This window comes from Candidatus Binatia bacterium (assembly GCA_036504975.1).
Lineage (GTDB): Bacteria > Desulfobacterota > Binatia > UBA9968 > UBA9968 > JAJPJQ01.
The window spans coordinates 62,750-84,679 of sequence record DASXUF010000105.1 but is presented as its reverse complement, the minus strand read 5'-3'; the positions used below and the strand labels follow the sequence as shown (position 1 = coordinate 84,679).

19 protein-coding genes are annotated in these 21,930 nt (G+C 59.7%); 2 read left to right on the top strand and 17 right to left on the bottom strand.

Annotated features, from left to right (window positions below; translation table 11 throughout):
- Positions 1–3: 3 nt before the first annotated feature.
- Positions 4–978 carry an ABC transporter substrate-binding protein gene (locus tag VGL70_13970; GenBank protein HEY3304634.1) on the top strand — a complete coding sequence of 325 codons (975 nt, stop codon included), beginning with the start codon at positions 4–6 and terminating at the stop codon, positions 976–978.
- Positions 979–1,419: 441 nt separating this feature from the next.
- Here VGL70_13970 and VGL70_13965 read toward each other — a convergent pair whose 3' ends face one another.
- The 9 genes from VGL70_13965 to VGL70_13925 form a co-directional block, all read right to left on the bottom strand.
- Positions 1,420–2,073, bottom strand: a complete 654-nt coding sequence (locus VGL70_13965; protein HEY3304633.1) for an ABC transporter substrate-binding protein — start codon at positions 2,071–2,073, stop codon at positions 1,420–1,422.
- A gap of 17 nt (positions 2,074–2,090) precedes the next feature.
- Entirely contained in the window at positions 2,091–3,530 is a 1,440-nt protein-coding gene (locus VGL70_13960) for a UbiD family decarboxylase (GenBank protein HEY3304632.1), read from the bottom strand.
- An 8-nt stretch (positions 3,531–3,538) separates the two neighbouring features.
- Positions 3,539–4,519 carry an ABC transporter substrate-binding protein gene (locus VGL70_13955; protein ID HEY3304631.1) on the bottom strand — a complete coding sequence of 327 codons (981 nt, stop codon included), beginning with the start codon at positions 4,517–4,519 and terminating at the stop codon, positions 3,539–3,541.
- A gap of 20 nt (positions 4,520–4,539) precedes the next feature.
- A complete protein-coding gene (locus VGL70_13950; protein HEY3304630.1) occupies positions 4,540–5,586 on the bottom strand; it encodes a tripartite tricarboxylate transporter substrate-binding protein in 1,047 nt (348 codons plus the stop codon).
- A 142-nt stretch (positions 5,587–5,728) separates the two neighbouring features.
- Positions 5,729–6,331, bottom strand: a complete 603-nt coding sequence (locus VGL70_13945) for a thiamine pyrophosphate-dependent enzyme (GenBank protein ID HEY3304629.1) — start codon at positions 6,329–6,331, stop codon at positions 5,729–5,731.
- Positions 6,328–6,834: a hypothetical protein gene (locus tag VGL70_13940; protein ID HEY3304628.1), complete on the bottom strand. Its 507-nt coding sequence runs from the start codon at positions 6,832–6,834 to the stop codon at positions 6,328–6,330. The genes VGL70_13945 and VGL70_13940 overlap by 4 nt, the downstream gene beginning before the upstream one ends.
- Before the next feature lie 178 nt (positions 6,835–7,012).
- Positions 7,013–7,909, bottom strand: coding sequence for a dihydrodipicolinate synthase family protein (locus tag VGL70_13935; GenBank protein ID HEY3304627.1), 897 nt, complete (start codon positions 7,907–7,909; stop codon positions 7,013–7,015).
- Positions 7,910–7,951: 42 nt separating this feature from the next.
- Positions 7,952–9,190 carry a Rieske 2Fe-2S domain-containing protein gene (locus VGL70_13930; protein ID HEY3304626.1) on the bottom strand — a complete coding sequence of 413 codons (1,239 nt, stop codon included), beginning with the start codon at positions 9,188–9,190 and terminating at the stop codon, positions 7,952–7,954.
- Between the two features lie 277 nt (positions 9,191–9,467).
- The gene (locus tag VGL70_13925) at positions 9,468–10,847 is read right to left on the bottom strand and encodes a UbiD family decarboxylase (GenBank protein HEY3304625.1); all 1,380 of its coding nucleotides are present in this window, start codon (positions 10,845–10,847) and stop codon (positions 9,468–9,470) included.
- 346 nt (positions 10,848–11,193) lie between these two features.
- Between VGL70_13925 and VGL70_13920 the strand changes: the two genes are divergently transcribed.
- Positions 11,194–12,045 carry a hypothetical protein gene (locus VGL70_13920; protein HEY3304624.1) on the top strand — a complete coding sequence of 284 codons (852 nt, stop codon included), beginning with the start codon at positions 11,194–11,196 and terminating at the stop codon, positions 12,043–12,045.
- On the opposite strand, the gene VGL70_13915 is transcribed toward VGL70_13920, so the two are convergent.
- The 8 genes from VGL70_13915 to VGL70_13880 form a co-directional block, all read right to left on the bottom strand.
- Positions 12,035–13,369 carry a GAF domain-containing sensor histidine kinase gene (locus VGL70_13915; protein ID HEY3304623.1) on the bottom strand — a complete coding sequence of 445 codons (1,335 nt, stop codon included), beginning with the start codon at positions 13,367–13,369 and terminating at the stop codon, positions 12,035–12,037. The genes VGL70_13920 and VGL70_13915 overlap by 11 nt on opposite strands.
- Before the next feature lie 41 nt (positions 13,370–13,410).
- Complete coding sequence (locus tag VGL70_13910; protein HEY3304622.1) at positions 13,411–13,884, bottom strand: response regulator; 474 nt, start codon at positions 13,882–13,884, stop codon at positions 13,411–13,413.
- A 12-nt stretch (positions 13,885–13,896) separates the two neighbouring features.
- Entirely contained in the window at positions 13,897–15,096 is a 1,200-nt protein-coding gene (locus VGL70_13905) for a sigma 54-interacting transcriptional regulator (protein HEY3304621.1), read from the bottom strand.
- A gap of 212 nt (positions 15,097–15,308) precedes the next feature.
- A complete protein-coding gene (locus tag VGL70_13900) occupies positions 15,309–16,010 on the bottom strand; it encodes a response regulator transcription factor (protein ID HEY3304620.1) in 702 nt (233 codons plus the stop codon).
- Positions 15,949–19,170, bottom strand: a complete 3,222-nt coding sequence (locus VGL70_13895) for a GAF domain-containing protein (protein HEY3304619.1) — start codon at positions 19,168–19,170, stop codon at positions 15,949–15,951. The genes VGL70_13900 and VGL70_13895 overlap by 62 nt, the downstream gene beginning before the upstream one ends.
- A gap of 248 nt (positions 19,171–19,418) precedes the next feature.
- The gene (locus VGL70_13890) at positions 19,419–20,219 is read right to left on the bottom strand and encodes a methyltransferase domain-containing protein (GenBank protein HEY3304618.1); all 801 of its coding nucleotides are present in this window, start codon (positions 20,217–20,219) and stop codon (positions 19,419–19,421) included.
- Between the two features lie 455 nt (positions 20,220–20,674).
- Positions 20,675–21,094 carry a type II toxin-antitoxin system VapC family toxin gene (locus tag VGL70_13885; protein HEY3304617.1) on the bottom strand — a complete coding sequence of 140 codons (420 nt, stop codon included), beginning with the start codon at positions 21,092–21,094 and terminating at the stop codon, positions 20,675–20,677.
- Positions 21,091–21,366, bottom strand: a complete 276-nt coding sequence (locus VGL70_13880) for a hypothetical protein (protein ID HEY3304616.1) — start codon at positions 21,364–21,366, stop codon at positions 21,091–21,093. Before VGL70_13880 ends, VGL70_13885 begins: the two co-directional genes overlap by 4 nt.
- Positions 21,367–21,930 lie beyond the last annotated feature (564 nt).

Genomic DNA, 21,930 nt, shown 5'->3' with positions numbered 1-21,930 from the left:
ACTATGCGCGCGCGAAATATTTTCTTCTTGGCTGCCGCACTGGTTCTGCTTCCGGCGGCGTCCGCGTACACCGCCGAGCGGGTCGTGCTGGGTTACAGCGGCGTCGGCTCGGGCGAGGAGGTGCATCATCTGGCCAAGCAGTTGGGACTTTTCAAAAAATACGGTCTCGACGTGGAGATCGTCTACATCCCCGGCGGCTCGACGGTCGTGCAGGCGATGGTCGCCGGCGACGTTCAGTTCGGCCGCGGCTCTTCGAACGAGGTCGTAAGCGCCCATCTCGCGGGCTTCCCGCTTAAAATCATTTCCGCGCTGATCAACAAATTCGTCTACAGCTTCGTGACGCCGCCGTCGATCGCCAAGCCGCAAGATCTAAAAGGCAAGTCCGTCGCGGTCAGCCGGTTCGGCTCGGGGTCGGATTTCATCACGCGCCTGGCGCTCAAATCCTGGGGCTTGGAGCCGGTGAAAGACGTGACGATTCTGCAAGTGGGCAATTCGCCCGAGCGCCTGGCCGCGATCGCCTCGGGAAAAGTTCACGGTTCAATTCTATCGCTGTCGCAGACGCCGCGGGCGAAGAAATTGGGATTGAGGGTTCTGGCCGATCTCTCGCAGATCGACGCGGAATATCCGCAGGGAGTGCTCTACGTTTCGGCCGCGCTCATCGAAAAACGGCCCGATTTGATCCGGGAATTTATGAAGGCCTACGTGGAGGGCATCCGGCAGTTCAAGACCAACCTGCCGGCGGCCTTCGCCGTGATCGAGAAAAATAGCGGGCTAAAAGATAAAAGCGAGATCGAAGAGTACCACAATGTCTTGACCAAGAATTTTTTATTGAGCAATCCGATGCCGACGACGGCGGGGATCAAAACCGTGCTCGACGATCTCGGCCAGAAAAATCCCAAAATTCGCGAGCTGAAGCCCGAGGACTTGATCGACACGCGCTTCCTGCGCGAGCTGAAGGACGGCGGGTTCATAAAATAATTAAGAGACTGTTTACGTCGTTGTTGCGCTCAGCCCGAGAGCGCGAGCCCTCCGGGCGAGATCAATAGTTTTCTGCCTCGAGGGCCGCCCTCGCCGGCCGCCCCAATTATGCTAACTCCATCCATCGGGCTTGCCGTGTCGCTGCATGTCCCTGTGATCTCGCCCTCCAAGCTCGCACTCTCGGGCTTGTTGCCTCCATTAAATTGCAATGTGAGATCTGTAATTTGAGATTTGAGATTCCGAGCGGAGCGAGGACTTGGCTGGAAAGCTTGTCCCTGAGGAACCGGGGGCAATGACATTATCGATAGGATGCGCGTGGACTGAGCAATCCCGCCCAGCGCCCCTCTTTGAGCACCTGATGGAGCAGTGAGAAATCCGCGAGCTGAGAGAGTGGCACCTCCTTGATCTTCGATTCGGCCAGTTGCTGATCGATGACGGGTTTCAATACGGATTCTTCGACCGTGCCGTCCAGGGTGAAGTTGTTGACCGAGAGCTGGTAGATCGCTTGAGCAAAATTTTGAAGCCGTTCTTTTTGGCCAGGAACGCTTCATTGTAGTCGAGCAATCCCGCGTCCATGGAGCCCGAGAGCAGCGCCGGAATGCGCGCGCCGACGTTGAGCACCTTGTAGACCGCGTCCTTATCCGGGTCCAATCCGTTTTGCTTGAGGATCGCTTTCGTAGTGATGTGATGCGCTCCGGCCAAGCCCGCGACTCCCATGACCTTGCCTTTGAGCTCCTTGACCGAGTTGACTTCGGGGCGGACCACCAAGGCCCAAAAGGGCTTGATCGTGCCGACGAAAAGCATCCGCACCGGCAAGCCGCGCGCCGCGGACAAAACGGTCGAGCCGCCCCGCAGGGTAAAGTCGATCTCGGCGCTGGCCAATGCCGCGCGGTCCACGTCGGACTTCGTCAGGATGAGCTTGACGTCGAGGTTTTGCCGCTTGAAGAGGCCCTGGTGGCGGGCGACCTCGGTGGGAAGGAAAAAGATCGCGGGTCCGGGATAGGAAACCGTGATCTGCTCCTGCGCGAGAGCCGCGGGATCGGCGAGCCCTCTGAGCGCGACGAGGAAAGCGAGCGAAACAATGGCGCGGCGCATTTTCGATCCTCCCACGGTCAATCCAGAATTTTTTTGCCCCACTTCTCCCGCACCTGCTTCGCCAGCTCGTCGGGAACTTTCACCGACTGGGGAAAATCCTTGATCCATTCGTACGGCCGGCACGCGTCGATGATCGCCCTCGAATTGGAGCTGGCGTTCCTGCTCTTTTTGTCTTTGGGGAGGATCGGGTCGAGCGGACTGCTCCAGCAGCGCCTGAGGATCTCGATGTCCTCGATCGGATCGCAGCGCGTCGTCATCGCCCAGATCACGTCTTTCATGTCGCAGGGGTCGATGTCCTCGTCGACGACGACCGTGAAGCGGCCGAGATACGCCGCCGCGTGCACCTGCGACGCGAGCACGCCGGCCTGGCGCGCGTGGCCGGGATAGCGCTGCTTGATCGCGACCACGGTGAGAAGCCGCGTGTTGCCTTCCGGCGGGCACCACACCCCGGCGATATCGGGAACGCCGGCTTTTTCCAACTCGTCCCAGATCATCGCCGAGCGCCAGAAGCTTTTGTAAAACGTCGCCTCGGTCGGCGGCCGGCTCGGCGGCGCGCCGGTCATGATCGGATGGTCGCGGAAATAAACCCGCTTCACGCGCAGCACCGGCTCTTCGCGCACCGAGCTGGCGTAATAGCCGGTCCATTCTCCCAACGGCCCTTCCGCCTTTTGGTCCGACGGCAGACATTCGCCTTCGATGACGAGCTCCGCCGTCGCCGGCACCGGGAGGCCGGTGCGCTCGAGGCGGACGACGTCGATCGGCTCTCCTCTCAGCCCGCCCGCGAAATCGTACTCCGAGAGGCCGTAAGGCACCTCGAACGCCGACGCCATGAAAATCAGCGGATCGTAGCCGATCGCGACGGCGACGGGAAACGGGCGGTTCTGGGCGAAGTACTTCTCCATTTGAATGCGCCCGTGGCGGCCGGGCGAGATATAGAGTCCGAGGTTTTTCTCGTCGTGGATCATTATTCGATAAGTCCCGAGGTTGACCCATCCTTCGTCCGGGTCGCGGCTGATCGTGAGATGCCCCGTGCCGATGTAGCGACCCCCGTCGCCGACGTTGTAGCGCGGCGTCGGGAAGCTGAGCAAGTCGACGTCTTTTTCCTCCCAGATGTTTTCCATGAAGTCGCCGTCTTTGACGACGTTCGGCGCGATCGGCTTCATCTCTTTGATGCGCTGGCGCCACGTGCGCACGAATTCCATCGGCGGCAGATCGAGCGCCATGTCCGTCGTCAGCGCGACGCGCTTGATCGAGTTCAAAAGACCCACGGCCAGGCGATGGCCTTTGGGGTAACCCTTGACGGAGTCGAACACGATGCACGGCGCGGTCTTCGATTCTTTCCGCGCCATCTCGGTGATCGCGCCGATCTCCAGGTCCCAATCCGCGCCTTCGACGGTCCGGAGCTCGCCGAAGTCGTCTACCTGTTTCAGCCATTCTCTGAGATCACGATAACTCATGCTATCTCCTATTTATAAAGTTTGCGGAACAAACCTTCGCGCTCCAGATCGGCGACGAGACTATTGTCGATGAAGTCCGCCGCTTTCGCCGCCGCGCCCGTCTTCACTTCCGACCTGAGCACTTCCTCGACCGCCTCGGGTTTGACGTAAGGAATTTTTTCCAGGTGCTTGACGCCGTAAATGCGATAAAGCTCCGCGAGTATTTCCGCGTCCTGCACCTTGGTGTACTTGGCGAAGATCTTTAACGCAGCCTCTCTATCCGTCTTCACCCGATGAATGCCCTCGGCATAAGCGCGCACGACGCGTAGCGCGACTTCGCGGTTTTTATCCAGGAAGGCCTGCGTGGTCGCCAGCGGCGAGTTCGGGTATTGAATCGGCAGATCGCCGAAGTCCACCAGCTCCTTGAGTCCCATCTTCGCGGCCGTGAGATTCGTCGGCGGCGAGGTCACGCCGGCATCCACGCTCCCGGCGGTGATCGCGCCCAAAAGTTGCGGCATGCCGCCGGTCTGCAGCACGGCGACGTCCGGTCCCCGGCGGAGATTCCATTTTTTCAGCGCCAGGTCGAGAGCGAAATCGGTGGAGCCGCCGAGACGGGTCACGCCGATCTTTTTTCCTTTGAGGTCGCCGGGTGTTTTTATTTCCGGCTTCGTCATGAGCGAGAAGACCAGGCTGTTGATTGTGTTGCCGATCATCTTCAAGTTCGCGCCGCGGAGCGAGGCCTGTATCACGGCGCTCGCGCCCAGGCGCACGAACTGCACGTCGCCGCCGATCAGCGCCTGCGTGACGACCGACCCGCCGCCTATGTAAAGGAGCTGGACGTCCAAGCCCTGGCGGCTGAATAAACCGAGGTCGTGCGCCGCCCAGAGCGGTCCCATGGCGCCGCTGATCGAGCTGTAAGCGATGCGCACTCTTTCGGCGGCGAGGAGATTGCCGGGACGGAAAAGCGTGGCCGCCGCGACCAGTAGTGCGAGGATAAAGATTCTTTTCATGCGTGTTGCTGCCTTCGTAATCATTTCTTCGGCAGGAGGATCGCTTTGAGCTTGGCCGCGGTCGCGGGATCGATCTCGTAGAGGTCGGCAAAGGTTTTCGCCGTCGCCGGTCCATCGATGGGGTCGATATCCAGATCGGCCTTCTTCGCCTCGGCCAACAGCTCGGGATCTTTGAGCGCGTCGAGAAACGCTTTCTGCAGAATTTGCAATCTATCTTTCGGCACGCCGGGCGGAACCGAGTAGGGGAACTGCGCGCCGTGGGCGCTGTCGGCGATCCTCAGCAGCAAGCGCGCCTCGTCGGTCTTGGCGTATTTGATCGCCAGCGGAACGTCTTTCAAGTCGGGATGGGGCTTCAGCGTCGCGAGGAGGACGGGCCGTATTTTTCCCGACTCGAACGCGCCGCGCCAGACTGTCTTGACCGTCTGCCACGACCCGCAGTAACCGTCCACCTCGCCCGCCTCGACGGCGACGCGCGCGTCGGCGCCGCCCTTGTAACCTTCGACAACCTGCATGGGCAATCCCAAGGCCACCTGGAGAAGCTTCGGGACATCGGAGGTGCTCGTGCCCGGCCCGATCGAAGAGATCTTCATCGGCCGTTTGGCGGCAAACCAATCCTCGGCCGTCTTGATGCCGCTCTGGGCGTTAAAAGTGCAGAGCGTGTCGTAGGGGCTGGGGACGCCGAGATAGCCGAACTTCCGGCCGTCGAACTTCGCTGCCTCGTTGCCCATGATGTGCTGGAGGATCAGCGGCGCGGCCCACGCGCCGACGGTGAGACCGTCGGACTTCGCCTGGTTGAAGATATAATTCGCCGCGATGATGCCGCCCGCGCCGGTCATGTTCTCGACGATCACCGTGGGATTCCCCGGCACGTGCTTGCCGAAGTGGCGCGCGATCAGCCGGCTGTAAAGATCGAACGAGCCGCCCGCGGAATAACCCACGACGAAGCGGATGGTCTTGTCCTTGTAAAAGGATTCCTGCGCGAGCGTGGACGCCGTGTGAAATAGTGCAATGAAAATACACGCCCCTGCGACCCTGTAACCCTTGACCTTTAAACTTTTTAACGACATCGCGGCCTCCTTCAAACCGGTTACGACTTCATGCTTCGACAGGCTCAGCATGAACGGAAATTTTCAATTTTCTGGTATGTAGCCGTTCGTCCCGAGCTTGTCGAAGGGCGGACGGCAGTCGCTTATATCCCGACCTCGATAGTTAACCTCGCCCCACGAACGGGATGGCCTTGCCTTCGGTTCGCTCGAGATACCGGACAAAGCGATATTTGTTTTCCGCCAGGTCGATCGTCGGGCGCGGAATTTTCCTGTGCACGAGGCTCTCCTCGACCTTGCAGACGATGAAGCGCAGGCCTTTGCCCTTGAGCGCGGCAATGCCGGCCTTCTTAAATGCCCGGATGTTGCGAATCGTCATCGCCTGCCGGATGCCCGCGCCTTTCGCGACCTTTTCAAGGTCGGTTCGTCCGGCGGTCGCCGTCGGCTCGCTGATGCGGCTGCCGCTGTAGACGCCGTTATCGAAGACGAACACGCTGAGATTCGCTGGATTCAAGCGCGCGAGCGTCGGCAGATTGAAAAGCGAAAGCAGAATGCTGCCGTCGGATTCCAGCACGACGACTCTCCGATGTGGCAGGGCGAGGGCGAGGCCGGTGCCGATGCCGAGCGCGCAGCCCATCATGCCGAGAAGAAGATTTCCCTCGTGGTTCGAGAGGTGGCTCCATTCGATCCGCTGGCCGCTCTGCGAGGTTACGACCAGATGGTCGGTCATCAGCGGCGCCATCAGCTCCAGACATTCGTAGCGGATCATATCGTGAAGTCTCCCGCGAAGACGAGCGCCGCCGGCGACCTGAGGGCGTTCGCGCTGCGCACGGCGTTCTTGATTTTGGTTTCGAGGCCCTCGCCGCTTTCGATCACTTCGTGCGGGATCGCGAGCGCGTCGAGTACTGGAACGGCATGCGCGCCGATCGTGGAATAGAGAAAACTGTTCCGCTGGTCGGCAAAGCCGCCGAGAAAGCCGACAACCAAGAGCAGCGGCACGCCCAACTGCTTGCCGACGGTCACGAGCGAGTAGCAGGATACATAGACGCCGGTGCTTTCGATGTAACAAGCCGCCTGCTTTCCGCCCAGGACGGCGCCAGCCGCGATGGTCACGGCTTCGGCCTCGCTGGCGACGGGTGCGAGCTGAAAAGAGGAATCTTCCCGCATCAGGGGAAGAATCTGGCTCAGCCGGGTTTCCGGCAAGTAGGTGACGAAGTCGATCCCGGCCTCGCTGAGGCCGTTGACGATCCGTTTTGCGAGTTTTTGCTCCATAAACAAAACCAGCCTTAACCGAGCAGAGGCGCCGTCATGGTTCGACAAAGCTCACCACGAACGGCGCGCTCCCTGCCCATTCGCACTGACCCCTCGACAGGCTCGGGACTAAAGGCTGTCGAGGGGGCCTGCCCTGAGCCCCCTCGAAGGGTCGAAGTGCGGGCATGCCATGCTGTTCTCACCCTTCCGGCAGCAGCCCGGATTCTTTCAGCTCTTTGAACAGTCCGTCGCGCGCTTCTTTGGGCATCGGCTCTGTGTCCCACTTGGGAAAGCGCTTGACGGCGAAACCGCGCATGCGGAAGATTTCGCCCAGCGCGCTCCGGCCGTAGCGGCGCAGCGCGACGCCGACGAGACGCGCCGCGGTATTCACGCGCTGCTGGATCTCGACGGCTTTGTCGTATTGTTTTTCGTCGAGCGCGCGCCACAAGCTGACGCACAGCTCCGGGAGAAAGCTCGTCGGCGGATTGATCATGCCGGCGAGGCCGAACGGGACGAGGCCGAAGAGATCCGCGTTCCCGGTGAAAACGGAAACATCCGGCGGAAACAGGCGCACGTATTCCAGGAGAGCGCCCTGGCCATAGGCGACCTTGATGCCGCGAATCGTCGGAATCGCGTCTTTCATCCGCTTGGCCAAATCCGGCGGAATGGAAATCCCCGAATACTTCGGGTTCTCGTAAATGTAAATCGGCAGCTTTACGGCTGCTGCAACCGACTTGTAATGAGAGATGATCTCGTACTCGGTGTGGTCCGAATAATAGTAGGGCGGGACGACGCCGACGGCGGCTGCGCCTTTGTCCGCTGCATGAACCGCCAGCTCGACCGTGCTCTCCGCGTCGGCGGTGCCGACGTGGATGATGACGGGAAGTTTTGATGCGGCCTGATCGAGCGCGACCTCGGCGGCTTTTTTTCGCTCCGGGATCGACATGGCCGGGCCCTGCCCCGACGAGCCCAGGACGAAGAGGCCCTGCACGGCGGTTTTGACGTAGAAATCGACGAGCTTCCGCATCATCCCCTCGTCGACTCTTTCTTTTTCATCGAAAGGAGTGATGAGCGGAACCAGGACTCCTTTAATCATGCAGCCCTCCTATCCATCTCTCGCGTAGTCAGCCGAGGTTTCTCAGCGCGCCGCGCTCTTGCGCACGCCGGTGAACGAATCGAAGTAGACGATCTCTTTCTCCCGTCCCTTGGGAACGACGCCCTTCGGCCGGTCGCCCTTCAGAGCCGCGACGATCGCGCCGCGGACGATCTTGCGAAACATGATGACGCCGCGATCGGAAGTCGCCAGGCGCTCCGCGCGCTCGCCGAGAAAACCCTGGGTCGATTGGCTCATGATGTCTTCCTGCCGGACGTTGCCCTTGAACGGCATGTATTTGCGCCGGTCGTATTCCTTGACCTCCTGCTTGGGAACTTCGGTCGCGCGCATCCGTTTGAGCTTTTCGAAAAAGTTCGGGTCCGAGCCCGTGTAATAATTCACGGTAAAAATCGTGAAGCGCTGGTCGTCGTTGGGCGTGAGAAAGAGCACGTGCTCGCATTGCGAGCCCTCGGTCATGAGCTTCACCGCGTCCACGCGCGCGTGGACAAACTCGGTGTCGCCGACCTGGATGATGCTGGGAAGCGCGAGCGTCATCGTATCGACGAACTCGGTCCCCGGGCTCGGTCCCGGTTTGGTCATGACCACCTTCATGCCGTAGTCGGTCTCGACGTATTCGAAGTCCGGCATTTCCTCGTAGCTGAAGAACTGGTCGCCCCAGGATTGCTCGCCGTAGCCTGTGTGGCGGTGAAGAATACAGATGTGGCACGGGTCGGCGGAATTTTCGAAGAAGTTGAACCAGTTGTAGTCGTTGTAGCGAACCGGCTCGATCTGCCTCTCACCGCCACGGTCGACCAAACAGGAGTAGCGCGGCAGGGGAGGCGGCTTTTCAGGATGAGGACCGAGATAGGCGAAGACGAGACCGCCAAGCTCTCGGACTGGATACGACAGATGCTTTACTTTTTGGCAAAACACGCTGTCCTTCGGCTCCGCCGGCTGCTCCAGGCACTGTCCGGATACGTCGAACAGCCATCCGTGATACGCGCAACGTATGCCGCGATCCTCGATGTCGCCGTACTCCAGCGACGTGCCGCGGTGGGGGCAATGCAAACCGAGCAGTCCAATCCGACCTTTGGGATCGCGAAACAGCACCAGCTCTTCGCCGAGAACTTTGACCGCTTTGGGAATGTCGTGAAGCTCCGCCGCCGCGCCGACGACCAGCCAGTATTTTCTGAGCCATTCGCCGGCCGGCGTGCCGGAGCCGACGCGGGGAATAGCACCGAGGGTGACCGGCTTATTTTTTTTCTTTGCGCTGGTAACTTTCATGTGCGAACCTGAATCAACTTATAATTCCATTAGTAAGGCGAGGGATTCGAAGCCATCGGTTCGAAGCCGTCCAAAACTGTTCCCTCTCCCCCACGTTTTTTGTGGGGGAGAGGGTGAAGGGTGAGGGGGCGCTGACCGTCGAGCCCTCACCCCTGCCCTCTCCCGCAAGCGGGCGAGGGGGAATCTGGCTCGTCTCCTCCGAAGACTTCGTAAATGTACTTCGCCTCAAGGCGACGGTTTCAACCGTTCCCGAAGAGGAGAGCAAGCAAACTTACACTCAGCTCCTGAAGCCGTACTCTTTCCAGCGCTTGAGAACCGCTCCTCTCATTTCATCCGTCGGCTCCGCTACCTGGCCGCGGAAGCCGGGCTTGATCGTCGCGTCGGCCATCATTTTCGAAGTCACTCCGTCCGGTGTGGACGACGGCTCCAGACTGCTCGTGATGCCTCGCGGAATCACGTACATGTCGGTCGCCGGTTGAAAGCGCGTGGTAAGCGCCCAGAGAATTTCGTTGGGGTCGTAGACGTTGACGTCCTCATCGACGACGATCACGTGCTTCCACTTGCCGCTCCGCGTGTAGAGTGAGGCGGCCAGCATGTTGTTCATAAGGCCGGGCCGTTTCAGACGGCCTTCCACCTGAAGCACCAGGACGATCGAAACTCCCCACGGCGGCGCGTAGGCCATCTTGAGCGCGGGATACGCCGGTTTCAGCTCCAGATAAGCGGCGACCGCGTAGGTGAGCGCGTCGATGTAGAGATGCTCGTGCGGCGGCTTGCCGAGCCAGATGTTGTGCCAGATGGGATTTTTCCTGTGCGTGACCGCCTTGATGGTCATGATGCGCTCGTTGGGGACGGCTTGCGTCGTATAGCCGCAAAACTCTCCGAACGGTCCTTCGGTGCCGGTCTTCGGAGGAATCGTGAGCTCGCCTTCGAGCACGATCTCAGCCAGCGCCGGAACTTCCAGATCGACTGTCCGGCACTTGACGACCTCCACCGGCTCGCCGGCGAGCCCGCCGGCAATTTCCAGCTCATAGACGCCGAGGCGCGGCTCGAACTGCGAGGCGACGTAAACCGCCGGCGGCACGCCGACGCAAACGGCGACTTCGAATTTTTTCTGCCCGCGCTTTTCCGCGTTCTTCATGAAGTCGTAGCCGTCGTGGCCGGGAGTCAGCCTGAGGCTGACTTCGTTCTTCGACATCAGCATCATCCGGTAGATGCCGAGGTTCATGCCGTACTCGGGATCTTTGATGATGACATGGCCCGCGGTGATATAAGGACCGCCGTCGTTGGGATTGTTGGTGCAGATCGGCAGCTTGGTCAGATCGACGGCGCTTCCTTCCATGACGACTTCCTGGCACGGTCCATTACCGACGAGTCGCGGCGCAATTGGATTGGTAGCCCGCTTGACGGTCTCGTCGAAGACGTTTTCCTGCGAGAGCCCCAGCGCCATGGAGACCCGCTTGTCGCCGAAGAGGAGCTGCCCGACGACGGGGATCGTCGAGCCCTTCACGTTCTCGAAGAGCACCGCCGGGCTGCCCGCCCGCTCGTTCAAAATCTTACAGACCGCGCCGATTTCGTGCTTGGCATCGATGGGCGCGGTTATTTTTTGCAACTCGCCTTCGGCTGCCAAAAATTTTAGAAATTGTCTCAGGTCCATCATGGGCAAGTCACCTATTCGTGAACGACGCATGCACCATAAAGCGAACTTGAAATCGTGTCAATCTTGAACTATCAAACAAACGCTCAAGTATTTTTTAACTTATGGAAATCGGCCAGTTGAAGAGTCTCTGTCTGATCGCGCAGTACGGCAGCGTCAAGGAGGCCGGTCTCTTCAAGCTAAAACGCCGGAGGTAATTTCTGCCAGATAGGCAAGAATTGCCTCTTCACGGCGATCCCTGTCTCGCGACTATTTCTAAAAACTCGAATTCCGTAGAGCTTTTCTCTCTGGCACAGCAACTGCTTAGTAGAGCAGGGTCTTACCATTTTTTCATTCGCGAGCGACGATCATGATGGATATGAGCATCTGTCCGGTTGTAGGAGCAACGGTCACCAGGCCGGTTTCGCCTCCCGCGCCGACGCGCGCGCTCCGCGAAGCGCCGCCGCCTGCGGAACCAATAGAGGAAAGTGAAAAAACATCTACGGCCAAAGCAGCTCCGCCGCCCGAAAAGAAGAGCGCTATCAAATGGTGGAGCAAAGAGAATTTCAGCTTCAAAGATATCCTCGACATGTTGAACCCGCTGCAGCATCTCCCGGTGATCTCCACGCTGTATCGGGCGTGGACGGGCGAAGGCATCGGTGGGGTGGCGCGGATCATCGGCGGAGCGATTTACGGGCGGGCCGGCGGCTTCATCAGCATGGCGACTTCCGTCGTCAACGCCGCGATCGGCGCCTTCACGGGCAAGGACATAGGAGAACGCGTCTATGCCGCGGTATTCGGCGATCCCAAAGCGTCGGAAACCAACGCGCTGGCTGCGGCTTCAACACCAACATCTTTGGCGCGCGGCTCGGCCGGCACGCGCCTGGCATTGTCGCTCGCTCCGATCGCTCAAGCGTCGCCCGCCGGCGCAGACGCTCTGACCTATCGCCAGACACAAACGCCGGACGGTCTCGCCGGCGAGCAGAACGAGAACGGAATGGACCGCAAGCGGCCATCCGGCTCTTCGATCGACCTCCCGACTAAGCTGATTCTTTCCAAGAGACAACTCACCCGCGATGTGCGCGATGTGATTGATGCGCTCGATTTGTACGATCGGCTGGCGCCGCTCCGCGCGCCGCAGCGAAAGAAAGCCGACTCCGAGAAGGAAAACGACTATACCCTCGGTTCGAGAAGACCCAACCGAGAGGGCCTTAGGGAATAGAATAAGGCAGGGTGAAGGTAAACGTAGTTCCTTTGCCGAGCCGGCCGTCGACCCGAATCTCTCCCTGCATAAGAGACAGGTATTTTTTCACGATGCTCAAGCCAAGGCCGACTCCGGTGCGGTTCGTCGCTTGCGCCTGCTTGCCCTGGTAAAACTCATCGAATATTTTTTCCCGCTCGCTTTCCTCGATCCCGATGCCGGTGTCGGCGACGGAAAACTCCAAGCGGTTCCGGCCAGGGAGATCGACGACCCGCACTTCGATTCGGCCTTCAAGGGTGAACTTGCAGGCGTTGCCGACGAGGTTTTGGAGAATCGCATCGAGTTTGGCGACGTCGGTCGAGATCGGCGGAAGATTGCTCGGCGTCGCAAATAAAATTTTAAGCCGCCCGTCCGGGTCGATTCGGCGGGAGAAGCTAAGAATGTGATCCATGACCTCCGCGACCTCGACCGTCGAGATATCGAGGACGGTTTTATTGACTTCGGCCTTCGTGAGCGCTAGAACGTTGCCGATCAACCGGTCGAGAATCTCGGCGTTCTGAAGAATGGTGCTCAAAACCCGGCCTTGCTCTTCCTTCGACTGTCCGACGATGCCGTCCTTGAGCAGATCGGCGTAGCCGATGATGACTTGAAGCGGGGTTCTGAGCTCGTGCGAGACCGTGGAGATAAATTTCGCCTTGGCGCGGCGCGCCTGTTCGAACTCCTTGCCCATTCTTTTGAGCTCGTCCGATTTTGCCTTCGTCTCTTCGAGGAGAATGGATTTCTCCAGCGCGATCGCCGCTTGGTCCGCCAGGGCCGTCATGAGATCGACTTCGTCCGGGTGGAACTCCCGCTCTTTTGCCGATAGTCCGACGATGGCGCCGACCGGCCGCCCCGCCGCGCGCAACGGCAGACAAATGGCGGCCCGGCAACCCCGCCCGCTCAAGCGTTTTCGATACTGGGCGCTTAGCGCGACGTCATCGGAAACGTTCTTAATGGCTATCGTTCGATCCTCGCGGATCGCCGTCGCGCTGAGGCTTTCGTCCTTGTCGATATCCACCCTCGCTCGCGCCCGCTCGCCGCTGCCCGCGTGGGCCGCGCGCATGAGCCGGTTCCCGTCGACGAGACGGATCACGACGCCGTCGAGCGCCAGAAGATTTTTTGCTTCGGCGGCGATCCGGGAAAGCAGAGTTTCCCTGTCGAGGGAAGAAGCGATGCTGCGGTTGATCGCGGTCAGCGCGCTGAGCTCGCGGATTTTTTGCGCCACCATGCGCTGGAGCACGACGGGGAGAGAATGGCCGGAGTTCAGGTTTAAAAGGCTTTGCGAAAGCTCTTGCAACACGTCCATGTGTCGGACTCCTCGGCTGGTGAAAGGATGAAAAAGCCCGGCTAGGCTTTGCTTTCGACTTTGCCGGCGTAGGCCTCGGACAGCCGCGCGACGCTGGCGGTCGTTCGTTCTATGTCCATCTCCCAGCGGCGGGTGGAAATCTGCGTGCGGACGCGGGAAAGCAGCTCCCGATTATGAATCGGCTTGGTGACGAATTCATTGACTCCGAGCTCCATGGCGGCGGCGCGCGTCGCCAGGTCGTCCTTGGCGGTCAAGAGAATGATCGGCAGCGACGGCATGGTCCGCTTGAGCTCCGCGGTGACTTTGATTCCGTCCATGCCGGGCATCATCACGTCGAGAATGACCAGGTCCACGGGTTCGCGCTGAACGATGGCCAGGCATTGGCTGCCGCTTTGCGCCCGCAAGACGGTCGATCCATGGTTGGAGAGGAGCAAGTCGAGCAGGTCCAATACGGTTTCATTGTCGTCCACCACGAGCACCGTGGGCGAAGAGATATTTTTGCTCTGAGTTTCCATTAGAACACTCCCTTATCCGCGCCGGTATCCGAGGCGCGTCGCCGGCTCGGCGCGGTCGGTCAGCTCGACGCCGTCGGGGCCTTCATGACTTCCGGTCGCGTAAACGGCGGCCTCCTTGGCGATGCTGCGCGCAGGCCTGGGCGAGAGCGGCGCGTCAAAAAGGCCCCGCCTCCGCTTTCTGAGCTTGGCTACGAGCGTGGTGCGTTTGACCCTCAAGAGCTGAGCCGCCGCGCTCTTTTTTCCCTTCGCGAGCCTGAGCGCTTCGTCGATCAGCCGGAACTCGAGGTGGTCGAGCGCCTGCTGTAAGTCCAAACCTCCCTCGTCCACCGGCCACGAAGTATGGGGCTGCCTTTTCGCGGCGTCGGCAAGTTTTGCGGGCAAGTCCTCCAAAGTCTGATCATCCACCGGCCACGAAGGATGGCGATTTGTTTTTATGGCGGCGCCGATGCACGCAGGCAGGTCTTCGATGTCGATGCGGTCCTTGTTGCTCAAGATCACCATCTGTTCCAGCATGTTCTGCAACTGTCGCACGTTGCCCGGCCAGTCGTATTCCCAAAGGTGCACCATCGCCTCGGTCGAAATCTCGACCGAGACGCCGTAACGCTCGTTGATTTTTCTTAGGAAATGGTGCGCGAGCAGCGGGATATCCGAGCGCCGCGCCCGGAGCGGCGGGACGACGATCGGAATGACCTGGAGGCGGTAGAACAGATCTTGCCGAAAGGCGCCTTTGGCGACTTCCACCTCGAGGTCTTTGTTCGTGCTGGCGATGATCCTGACGTCCACCGGCACCGGATGATCGGCGCCGAGCGGCCGCAACTCTTTTTCTTGCAGCACGCGGAGGAGCTTGGCCTGCAAGGCGAGGGGCATCTCCGCGATTTCATCGAGGAGCACGGTGCCGCCCTTGGCCAACTGGAAAAGTCCCGGCCGCGGGGCGATCGCGCCCGTAAAGGCGCCGCGCGCGTGGCCGAAGAGCTCGCTCTCGAGCAGATCGTGGGGAATGGCGGCGCAATTGATCGGGACAAAAGGTTTCTCGGCTCTTTGACTGAGCTCGTGAATAGTGCGCGCGACCAGTTCTTTCCCGGTGCCGGTTTCTCCGGTAATCAGGACCGTGGCGTCGGTCGGCGCCGCCCGCCGGATAAGCTCCCTGAGCTTCAACATCACCGGATCGCCGGCGACCACGGAGGGCTCGAAGCTCTCTTTCCCGGTTTTCATTTAGCGCGCTTTATAACATCGGCACGGGATAGGGTGACAACCTGTTTTTTTCCTAGGGGATTCCCCTAGGAGTTTGCCCGATGGATCCTCTCAAGAAAATCAAATGGTCGAAAATGCGGTAGGGGCAGGCCCCTGTGCCTGCCCTTCTTTTCTTGGTGTGAGAGCGATCGACCGGCCTGGGAAGGTTTTTTCGTGAAGCTTGGAACTATGATTTATTGCTTTATAGCGTGGGGCGGAGTTTCGTTCTGTTGCCACGAGACGGCGTACTGCACCAGCTCGGCGGCGTCTTCGAGTTTGAGTTTTCTTTTGATATTTTCCCGGTGCGACTCGATCGTCTTCACGCTCAAGCGCAGCGTCTCCGCGATTTTGCGCGTGCCGACGCCTTGCCCGATCAAATGGAAAACCTGCAATTCGCGGTCGCTCAGCCCCTCGAGAGCGGAGCGCTTCGCTCCGGGCTTGGTCTTGGCCATGCGCGACAAGAGCTTGGCGGTGACGTTCTCGCTGAGATACATGCCGCCGCCGAGAAGCTGGCGCACGGCGTTCAACAAGTTTTTCGTCGCTTCTTGCTTCATGACGTAGCCGTTGGCCCCGGCGCGGAGCGCGCGCTCGGCGTAGAGCGTCTCGTCATGCATGGACAAAGCCAGGACCGGCAGATCCGGACATTGCTCTCTCAGCGCCTTGATGACGTCGAGGCCGTTGACGCCCTTGAGAGAGATGTCGATGATCGCAAGATCCGGCCGCAACTTGTCCACGGTTTGCAAAGTCGCCCGGCCGTCCGCCAGCTCGCCGCAGACCATCAAGTCGGACTGTTGCTCGATCAACTGCTTCAGCCCCTCGAGCACGATCGGATGGTCATCGACCAACAGAATGGATTTTTTGCTTGAGGTTGACTGCAATGGGATCGCTCTCGACATCGTCTTTGCCCTCCCCGCCGGCCCTTCTTTGGAACGAGCATTCCACGATCGTGCCCCTTTGGTGCCCTTTGCGTATTTGCAGGATTCCGCCGATCATCTCCGCTCGGTACTTCATGATGCGGAGTCCCATGCCTTGATGGTCCCGCGCGACTCCCGCAAGGCCGGAGCCGTCGTCGGTTACGGACATGATGCCGATTCCGTTTTGGTCCCAGAGCCTCAGCCAGATGTGCTTGGCTTTGCCGTGGCGGACGGCGTTGTCGATCGCTTCTTGGGCGATCCGGTACAGGTGGATGGAAACGTCGTCGTTCGCCACCGACACGTTGGGATCGCACTTGAGCTGGCACGATATGCCGAACAGAGTCTCGGCGTTGACCGCCAGCTCCTGGAGCGCGGAAAGCAAGCCGTTGGCCTGCAGCTCCACGGGGTAGAGCCCGCGCGCGAGCGTGCGCGTCTGGGTGATCGCCTGGTTGGTGAGGTCGGCGATCTGCGTCGCGGTCGCGGCTTCGCGCATCGACTTGCCGTCCAGCTCCTGCGCCAGGCTCGTGCTGATGCACGCGATTCCGGTGAGGAACTGGCCGAGCTCGTCGTGCAGGTCCTGGCCGATCCTCTGCCGCTCGCGCTCGCTGATTTCCGAGATCTCCCGCTCCATGCGCCGGCGCTCGGTGATATCGAAGCAAACGCCGCGGAGCTTCGCCGGCCGCTGGCTCTCGGTCACGACGGTCACGATATTTCGGATCCAGACGGCGCGCTCGTCGGCGGCGATCATGCGGTACTCCAATTCAAAGGGCTGCATCTCCCGGGTGGCCTTTTTGCAGAAGTCGGTCACCCAGCGCCGGTCCTGCGGATGCAGGCGCTGGAGCCAGAAATGCGGTTCCTCAATCCACTGAGCCGCCGGAAAGCCCAGAATCCGCTCCGCCTGATGGCTCACGAAAGTCGCCTGGAAAGTTTGCGCGTCCGCCTCCCAAACGATGCCCTCGATCGACTCGACCAGGTTCTCGTAGCGGCGCTGCGATTCTCGGAGTTTTTGTTCCGCCTGGGAGCGGTTGAACGCCGTGGCCAGGATGTAGGCGAAAGAGACGAGAAAGTGGACTTGTTCTTCGGTAAAGTCGCGCCGAGTGGCGCTGTAGGCGCCGATCGTGCCGAAGGGCCGCTCTTGACCGACGATCGTCATGACGATGCCGCTCGTGACCCCGTGCTCGCTCAGCAGCGTCGAGCCCCGGAACCTGGTCTCACGGCTCAAGTCTTCGAAGACCAACGGCTCGTTTTGCGCGAGGGTGTAGCCGGCGTGAGACTCGATCCCGCTCGTCACCGTGGCCTCGCCCACCTGTCCTTTTCTCCAGCCGGTCCCCGCCCTCAGAACCAAGCGATCGCCGGCCGGGAGAAGCTCCAGGACCTCGCAGTAATCGACTTGCAAGACGAGCGAGATCTCGAGCGCCGCTTCGTCCAGGAGCGTTGGGATAGCCTTCGACGACAACGCCAGTTGGCCGAAGTGGTTCAGCACCGCCTGTTGGATGGTGCGCGCCTTGAGCCTCTGGTTGGCTTTTTCCAGCGAGTCCCGCGCCGATTTCACCTCGTCGAAGAGATCCCGGTTTTCGAACACGATCTCCACCAGGCGGGAGAGCGCGAGCAGATGGTCTTTTTTATCTTCGGTGAAAAAACCGGCCGCGCGGCTGGCGAGGTGGATGACTCCGCGCACATTCCCTTTGACCTTGAAGGGCAGAAAGGCGCAAGAATGAAAACCCGCCTTGAGCTGTTTTTTTTCTATCAGCCGGGGGTCTTTGGCGATGTCGGAGGAGATCAGCGGCTCTCCCGTCTCGTAAACCACCCGCGCGTTGCTGAATCGGGCCGCTTCCCCGGTCGACGCCATATGCTCGAGCGTGAATCCGCGGTAGCCGACGCAGACGAAGGAAGACGTGGTCTCGTCGAATATGCGGAAGGAAACGGCGTCCGCTCCCGCGGCCATATAGAAACGGTCGGTAAAGTCCTCGAACATGCGCGCCGGATTTTCCGACGCGTCGAGCGGCGCCAGCGCCGAATACAGCCCGGTGATCTGGTGCAGCAGTTGCGACAGACGCTGGTTGGCTTCTTCCTGCTTGTCCTTGGCTGTTTTGGCTTCGTGATAGAGCTGCGAGTTATGGATGGCCATCGCGCCGTGGCTCGCCACCGCGGAGAGAAAATCGATCTCTTCGCGGCTGAACTCGCGCTCTTCTTTGGTGAAGATGGTGATGGTTCCGAGCGCTTCTCCCTTGGCGATCAGAGGCAGGCCGACGTAGGAGACGAGCCCGTTCTCGGTGAAAAAATGTGGGAAGCGAGTGCGCGGATCTTTGAGCGCGTTGGGGATGACGAGCGGCGCCTTCTTTTCGAGCGGGATGCCGCTCAACCCGCGCACGCCGTCCGGAACGATTTTTCGGCAGTCCTCTATGGCGATGTTCCGGCAAGCGAGCAGCTCCGTCGTTTGACTTTCCTTGTTGAAAATTCGGACGGTCGCGACGATGGGGAAGGAAAGCGCCTGTTCGATTTTTTCGAGCAACGTATCGAGCACGGACTTGAGGTCGAGGGTCGAGGTGACCGCCAGGTTGATCTCGTGCAGCACCCGGACGCGCTCCAAATTCCGGCTCGTCTCCTCGAAGATCCGGGTCTTGGTGATGCCGATGCCGACGTGATTCGCGATCGCCTCCAGCAGCCGGATCCGCTCGGAACTGACCTTGATGACGGAGCGGCTGCCCAAGACGATGCAACCCAAGACCTGCCCGGCGTCGAAGATCGGCAAAAAGATCGCGGTCCGGATGCCCTCTCTCTTGGCGGTTCTGAGATTCGGAAACGCATCGACGTCGTCGATCACGCGGGCGCGGCTGCCGCTCTTCATCGCCTCGCGGACGACTCTTAACAGCGGCTCCCTCGTGGTCTCCTCCGTGTCCCGGAGGACGGTGCATCCTATAGAGCCGACGACGGTGGTTTGGTCGGTTCGCCGATCGAGAAGCCGCACGCGTCCCATGTCGAACGGGCCGAGCGGAAGAATCATTTCGAGAATGTCGTGGATCAGCGGCTTGAGAGACGTGTGGTGGAGAACGGCTTTGCTGATGGCGTCGAGAACCTCGCGTCTCTCGACCCCGGCTTCGGACATGTCCGGTTCGCCGTTGGGGTTGGTATGCCGGTCCATTTAACTCCTGGGAGCCGTCACGGTACGCGGGCGCGTGGGTGAAAAGAAAATGCCATCGCGCGCCATCGAATGCTCTTTTGGTACACGCACAAATACGGCCAAGTTCAGTTGGGGGGTTGTCACAGGCCGCGCCAAGGTAAGGCCGGATTTTACTCGCGAACCGGTTTATTTTCAAGCCTTTGCAGAAATGGTAGTTTTCGCAGATCGGTCACGGCAAATAGCGTATAAAATTACTGCAAACAGGAGTTTTACCGTATGCCACGAACCGCCCAGGCGCGCGCAATCAACCGTATCGAGCCGTCTTCTGCAAATGGGAGAGTCGCACGGATGCGGTCGCGCAGAGCGATCCGGTCCGCTTCGCTCAACGACATCGCATATTCCGGGGCCGGAAATTGCCCGCCGAGGAATGGCGTCCAATAGTCATCGAAATCCCGGAAGTGAGTCGGTGCGTCGATGCTGCGGGTTTCCACGTTTTTCAATCCGGCACTCTCGAAAAGTTTCTTCAAAGGCTCCGGCTTACAGATCGGGAATCGGCGGCCTTCGTCGCGCTCCAGATTCTCGGGCTTGAGGGCGACGGCGGCATCCCAAAAATAGCGCATCAACTCCATCTTTCCGGCGTAATCCCACACATACGCCGCGATCGCCCCGCCCGGACGAACGACGCGCGCCAACTCGGACATGCCGGCCTGTAGATCCGATATGAAATTGAGGACCAATCCGCAGACGGCCGCGTCATACTTTTCCGATTCGACCGCGAGGTTGCGCGCGTCGCCTTTCTCGAACCGGACTCGCGGGTTCCGAATATGTTCGCGGGCGAGAGCAAGGTATCCATCTGATGGGTCAATCCCGTGGACCGAGGCCGGACTTGCTTGACGCAAAATGATCTCGGTAAGCGCTCCGGTCCCGCATCCTACTTCCAGCCAGCGAGCGGAAGGTGGGACACGGAGCCAATCGACAAACTCCCGCGCCACGATCCGACTCCACCGGCCGACATAAGGCTCGTACGCCGCTCCACCGGCCCAGACATGCTTTTCCGTAGAGGCGCTCATCGATCACCTCCTATGCCGGAGTTCACAGCTTAACGATCAAGCGAAATTTAGCTTGCAACCTTTTGGCGAAACTTGCGCGGAGCCAGAAACCAAAATACGCACCCGTAAACTAAGGACGCAACAGCAGACAATAACCAAAGTTGATAAGCAGAGACCGGTGCGTGATCTGGCCACGAACCGGTCAGGATTTCGGGCACGGCGACAACCAGTAAAGCCGAGACCGAACACGAAATGAAGGTCCAACCATAGAATCGACGAACCAAAAGGAAGATCGGGATGCTAAGAAGAACATAGAAGAAGTACGTTGGCATATAAAACTGTACTCCGGAAATTTTATCGAGAGCGGCGAATTGAAGAAATACAGCTATCGCCGTCATATAAACCAAGATGTAAGCGACAGGCGAAAGCAGAAAGGTCAATATCACTCTGGTCGGTGTCACGCTGAATTAGGACGCTCACTCCCAGAACTCGACCATCAACCCAGGTACACGTTCATAGTCCCGGCGATTACGTGAAATCAATCTGGCAGGATGTGCAATGCAAAGAGCAGCAATCCGCAAATCGTGCGTGGCAATACGAATCCCCTGTTGGCGCCACTGTTGGTACAATGTCTCTGCCTGAGTCGTGTACGAAAGGATGTGAAGACGGCGAAAGTCCCTGAAAGTTTCCTCGAACAGTTCATAGGCGCGTGCGATGCTGGCGCCGCCTATGCCTGCCTCGGCTTGCCGGATGACATTGAGTCTGCCCCGCATGATTTCTTCGATTACGATCACGGGGACAGCCTGTTCGCGCATCGGAATCGCCGCCGCCCGCGCCACAAAAGCCGCGTTCCCCAGCAGGATCTCCGTCAACACATCCGTGTCGAACGCGATCATCGGCCTCGGTCGGCATCGCGTGCCTGGTAGGCATCGTCACGGATCGTGCTCAGCGTCGGGTCTGTATTGTACTTCCCGGCCAAGTCGGAAACACCAAGCGTCTCAATGTCCAGGGCGAGAAGCTCGCCAAGGGCGACGCGGCGCTCAATCTCTGCTTTTAGGGCATCGATGGCCTGGGAGCGTGTCGGTTCTACCACGCGCACCTTCGGTACCCCCACAAGAGACGCCGCAAACTGACCGTCACAAGCTTCTACCAAGACAGGGAATGTCATAGGAAAATCTCCTCGAAGCATTCTACAAACTGTGGACTTCAATCTCAACCCGTTTCATTGCTCGGCGCGTCCGCTGCGAGCGGTTAGGCGCGGTCACGTTGCAGCAAATCTCTTGCTGCCGCTTTCGGCCATACGGCGACTAAATCTCTTGCACCCGAGATCGTTACTCCGACCGCCATCGTGGTTAAGATCCAACTGAGCCATCCATAGTCGTGCCGTGTGAAGCCGGATGGTCTTTGGAACCAGATCATAAGCTCCGGCAGTAAGCACGCCAGGAATGCCCCATACATTATACCCATAAGCGCATGCATTACCCGCTCGCCAGGAGGGACTTTCCGCGACCGGTCTTCCTCGATGAAGTCCAGGAGAGTAATAACGATTTCGAAGATTAGTGCTCATGTTCTGACCTGTCTCTATAAGAAGAGATTGGGATTAACCCTTTCACATTTGCGACCGGCCATAAGCGCGTTCCTAGAGGCGGAATTTAGAAGTTCGGGCAATAAATACTCTAAAGCGCCGTCTTGGGTCAAGCGTTATCTTCCATGGCGCTCCGTGGAGCGTGTC

What these genes read in the sequence shown, in the direction of transcription:
- VGL70_13915 (HEY3304623.1), bottom strand. Translation starts at nt 13,369, where the DNA reads ATGGACGTGTTGCAAGAGCTTTCGCAAAGCCTTTTAAACCTGAACTCC.
- VGL70_13935 (HEY3304627.1), bottom strand. Translation starts at nt 7,909, where the DNA reads ATGATTAAAGGAGTCCTGGTTCCGCTCATCACTCCTTTCGATGAAAAA.
- VGL70_13910 (HEY3304622.1), bottom strand. Translation starts at nt 13,884, where the DNA reads ATGGAAACTCAGAGCAAAAATATCTCTTCGCCCACGGTGCTCGTGGTG.
- VGL70_13940 (HEY3304628.1), bottom strand. Translation starts at nt 6,834, where the DNA reads ATGGAGCAAAAACTCGCAAAACGGATCGTCAACGGCCTCAGCGAGGCC.
- VGL70_13885 (HEY3304617.1), bottom strand. Translation starts at nt 21,094, where the DNA reads ATGATCGCGTTCGACACGGATGTGTTGACGGAGATCCTGCTGGGGAAC.
- VGL70_13925 (HEY3304625.1), bottom strand. Translation starts at nt 10,847, where the DNA reads ATGATGGACCTGAGACAATTTCTAAAATTTTTGGCAGCCGAAGGCGAG.
- VGL70_13965 (HEY3304633.1), bottom strand. Translation starts at nt 2,073, where the DNA reads ATGCGCCGCGCCATTGTTTCGCTCGCTTTCCTCGTCGCGCTCAGAGGG.
- VGL70_13900 (HEY3304620.1), bottom strand. Translation starts at nt 16,010, where the DNA reads ATGTCGAGAGCGATCCCATTGCAGTCAACCTCAAGCAAAAAATCCATT.
- VGL70_13920 (HEY3304624.1), top strand. Translation starts at nt 11,194, where the DNA reads ATGATGGATATGAGCATCTGTCCGGTTGTAGGAGCAACGGTCACCAGG.
- VGL70_13905 (HEY3304621.1), bottom strand. Translation starts at nt 15,096, where the DNA reads ATGAAAACCGGGAAAGAGAGCTTCGAGCCCTCCGTGGTCGCCGGCGAT.
- VGL70_13970 (HEY3304634.1), top strand. Translation starts at nt 4, where the DNA reads ATGCGCGCGCGAAATATTTTCTTCTTGGCTGCCGCACTGGTTCTGCTT.
- VGL70_13960 (HEY3304632.1), bottom strand. Translation starts at nt 3,530, where the DNA reads ATGAGTTATCGTGATCTCAGAGAATGGCTGAAACAGGTAGACGACTTC.
- VGL70_13890 (HEY3304618.1), bottom strand. Translation starts at nt 20,219, where the DNA reads ATGAGCGCCTCTACGGAAAAGCATGTCTGGGCCGGTGGAGCGGCGTAC.
- VGL70_13955 (HEY3304631.1), bottom strand. Translation starts at nt 4,519, where the DNA reads ATGAAAAGAATCTTTATCCTCGCACTACTGGTCGCGGCGGCCACGCTT.
- VGL70_13950 (HEY3304630.1), bottom strand. Translation starts at nt 5,586, where the DNA reads ATGTCGTTAAAAAGTTTAAAGGTCAAGGGTTACAGGGTCGCAGGGGCG.
- VGL70_13880 (HEY3304616.1), bottom strand. Translation starts at nt 21,366, where the DNA reads ATGACATTCCCTGTCTTGGTAGAAGCTTGTGACGGTCAGTTTGCGGCG.
- VGL70_13945 (HEY3304629.1), bottom strand. Translation starts at nt 6,331, where the DNA reads ATGATCCGCTACGAATGTCTGGAGCTGATGGCGCCGCTGATGACCGAC.
- VGL70_13895 (HEY3304619.1), bottom strand. Translation starts at nt 19,170, where the DNA reads ATGGACCGGCATACCAACCCCAACGGCGAACCGGACATGTCCGAAGCC.
- VGL70_13930 (HEY3304626.1), bottom strand. Translation starts at nt 9,190, where the DNA reads ATGAAAGTTACCAGCGCAAAGAAAAAAAATAAGCCGGTCACCCTCGGT.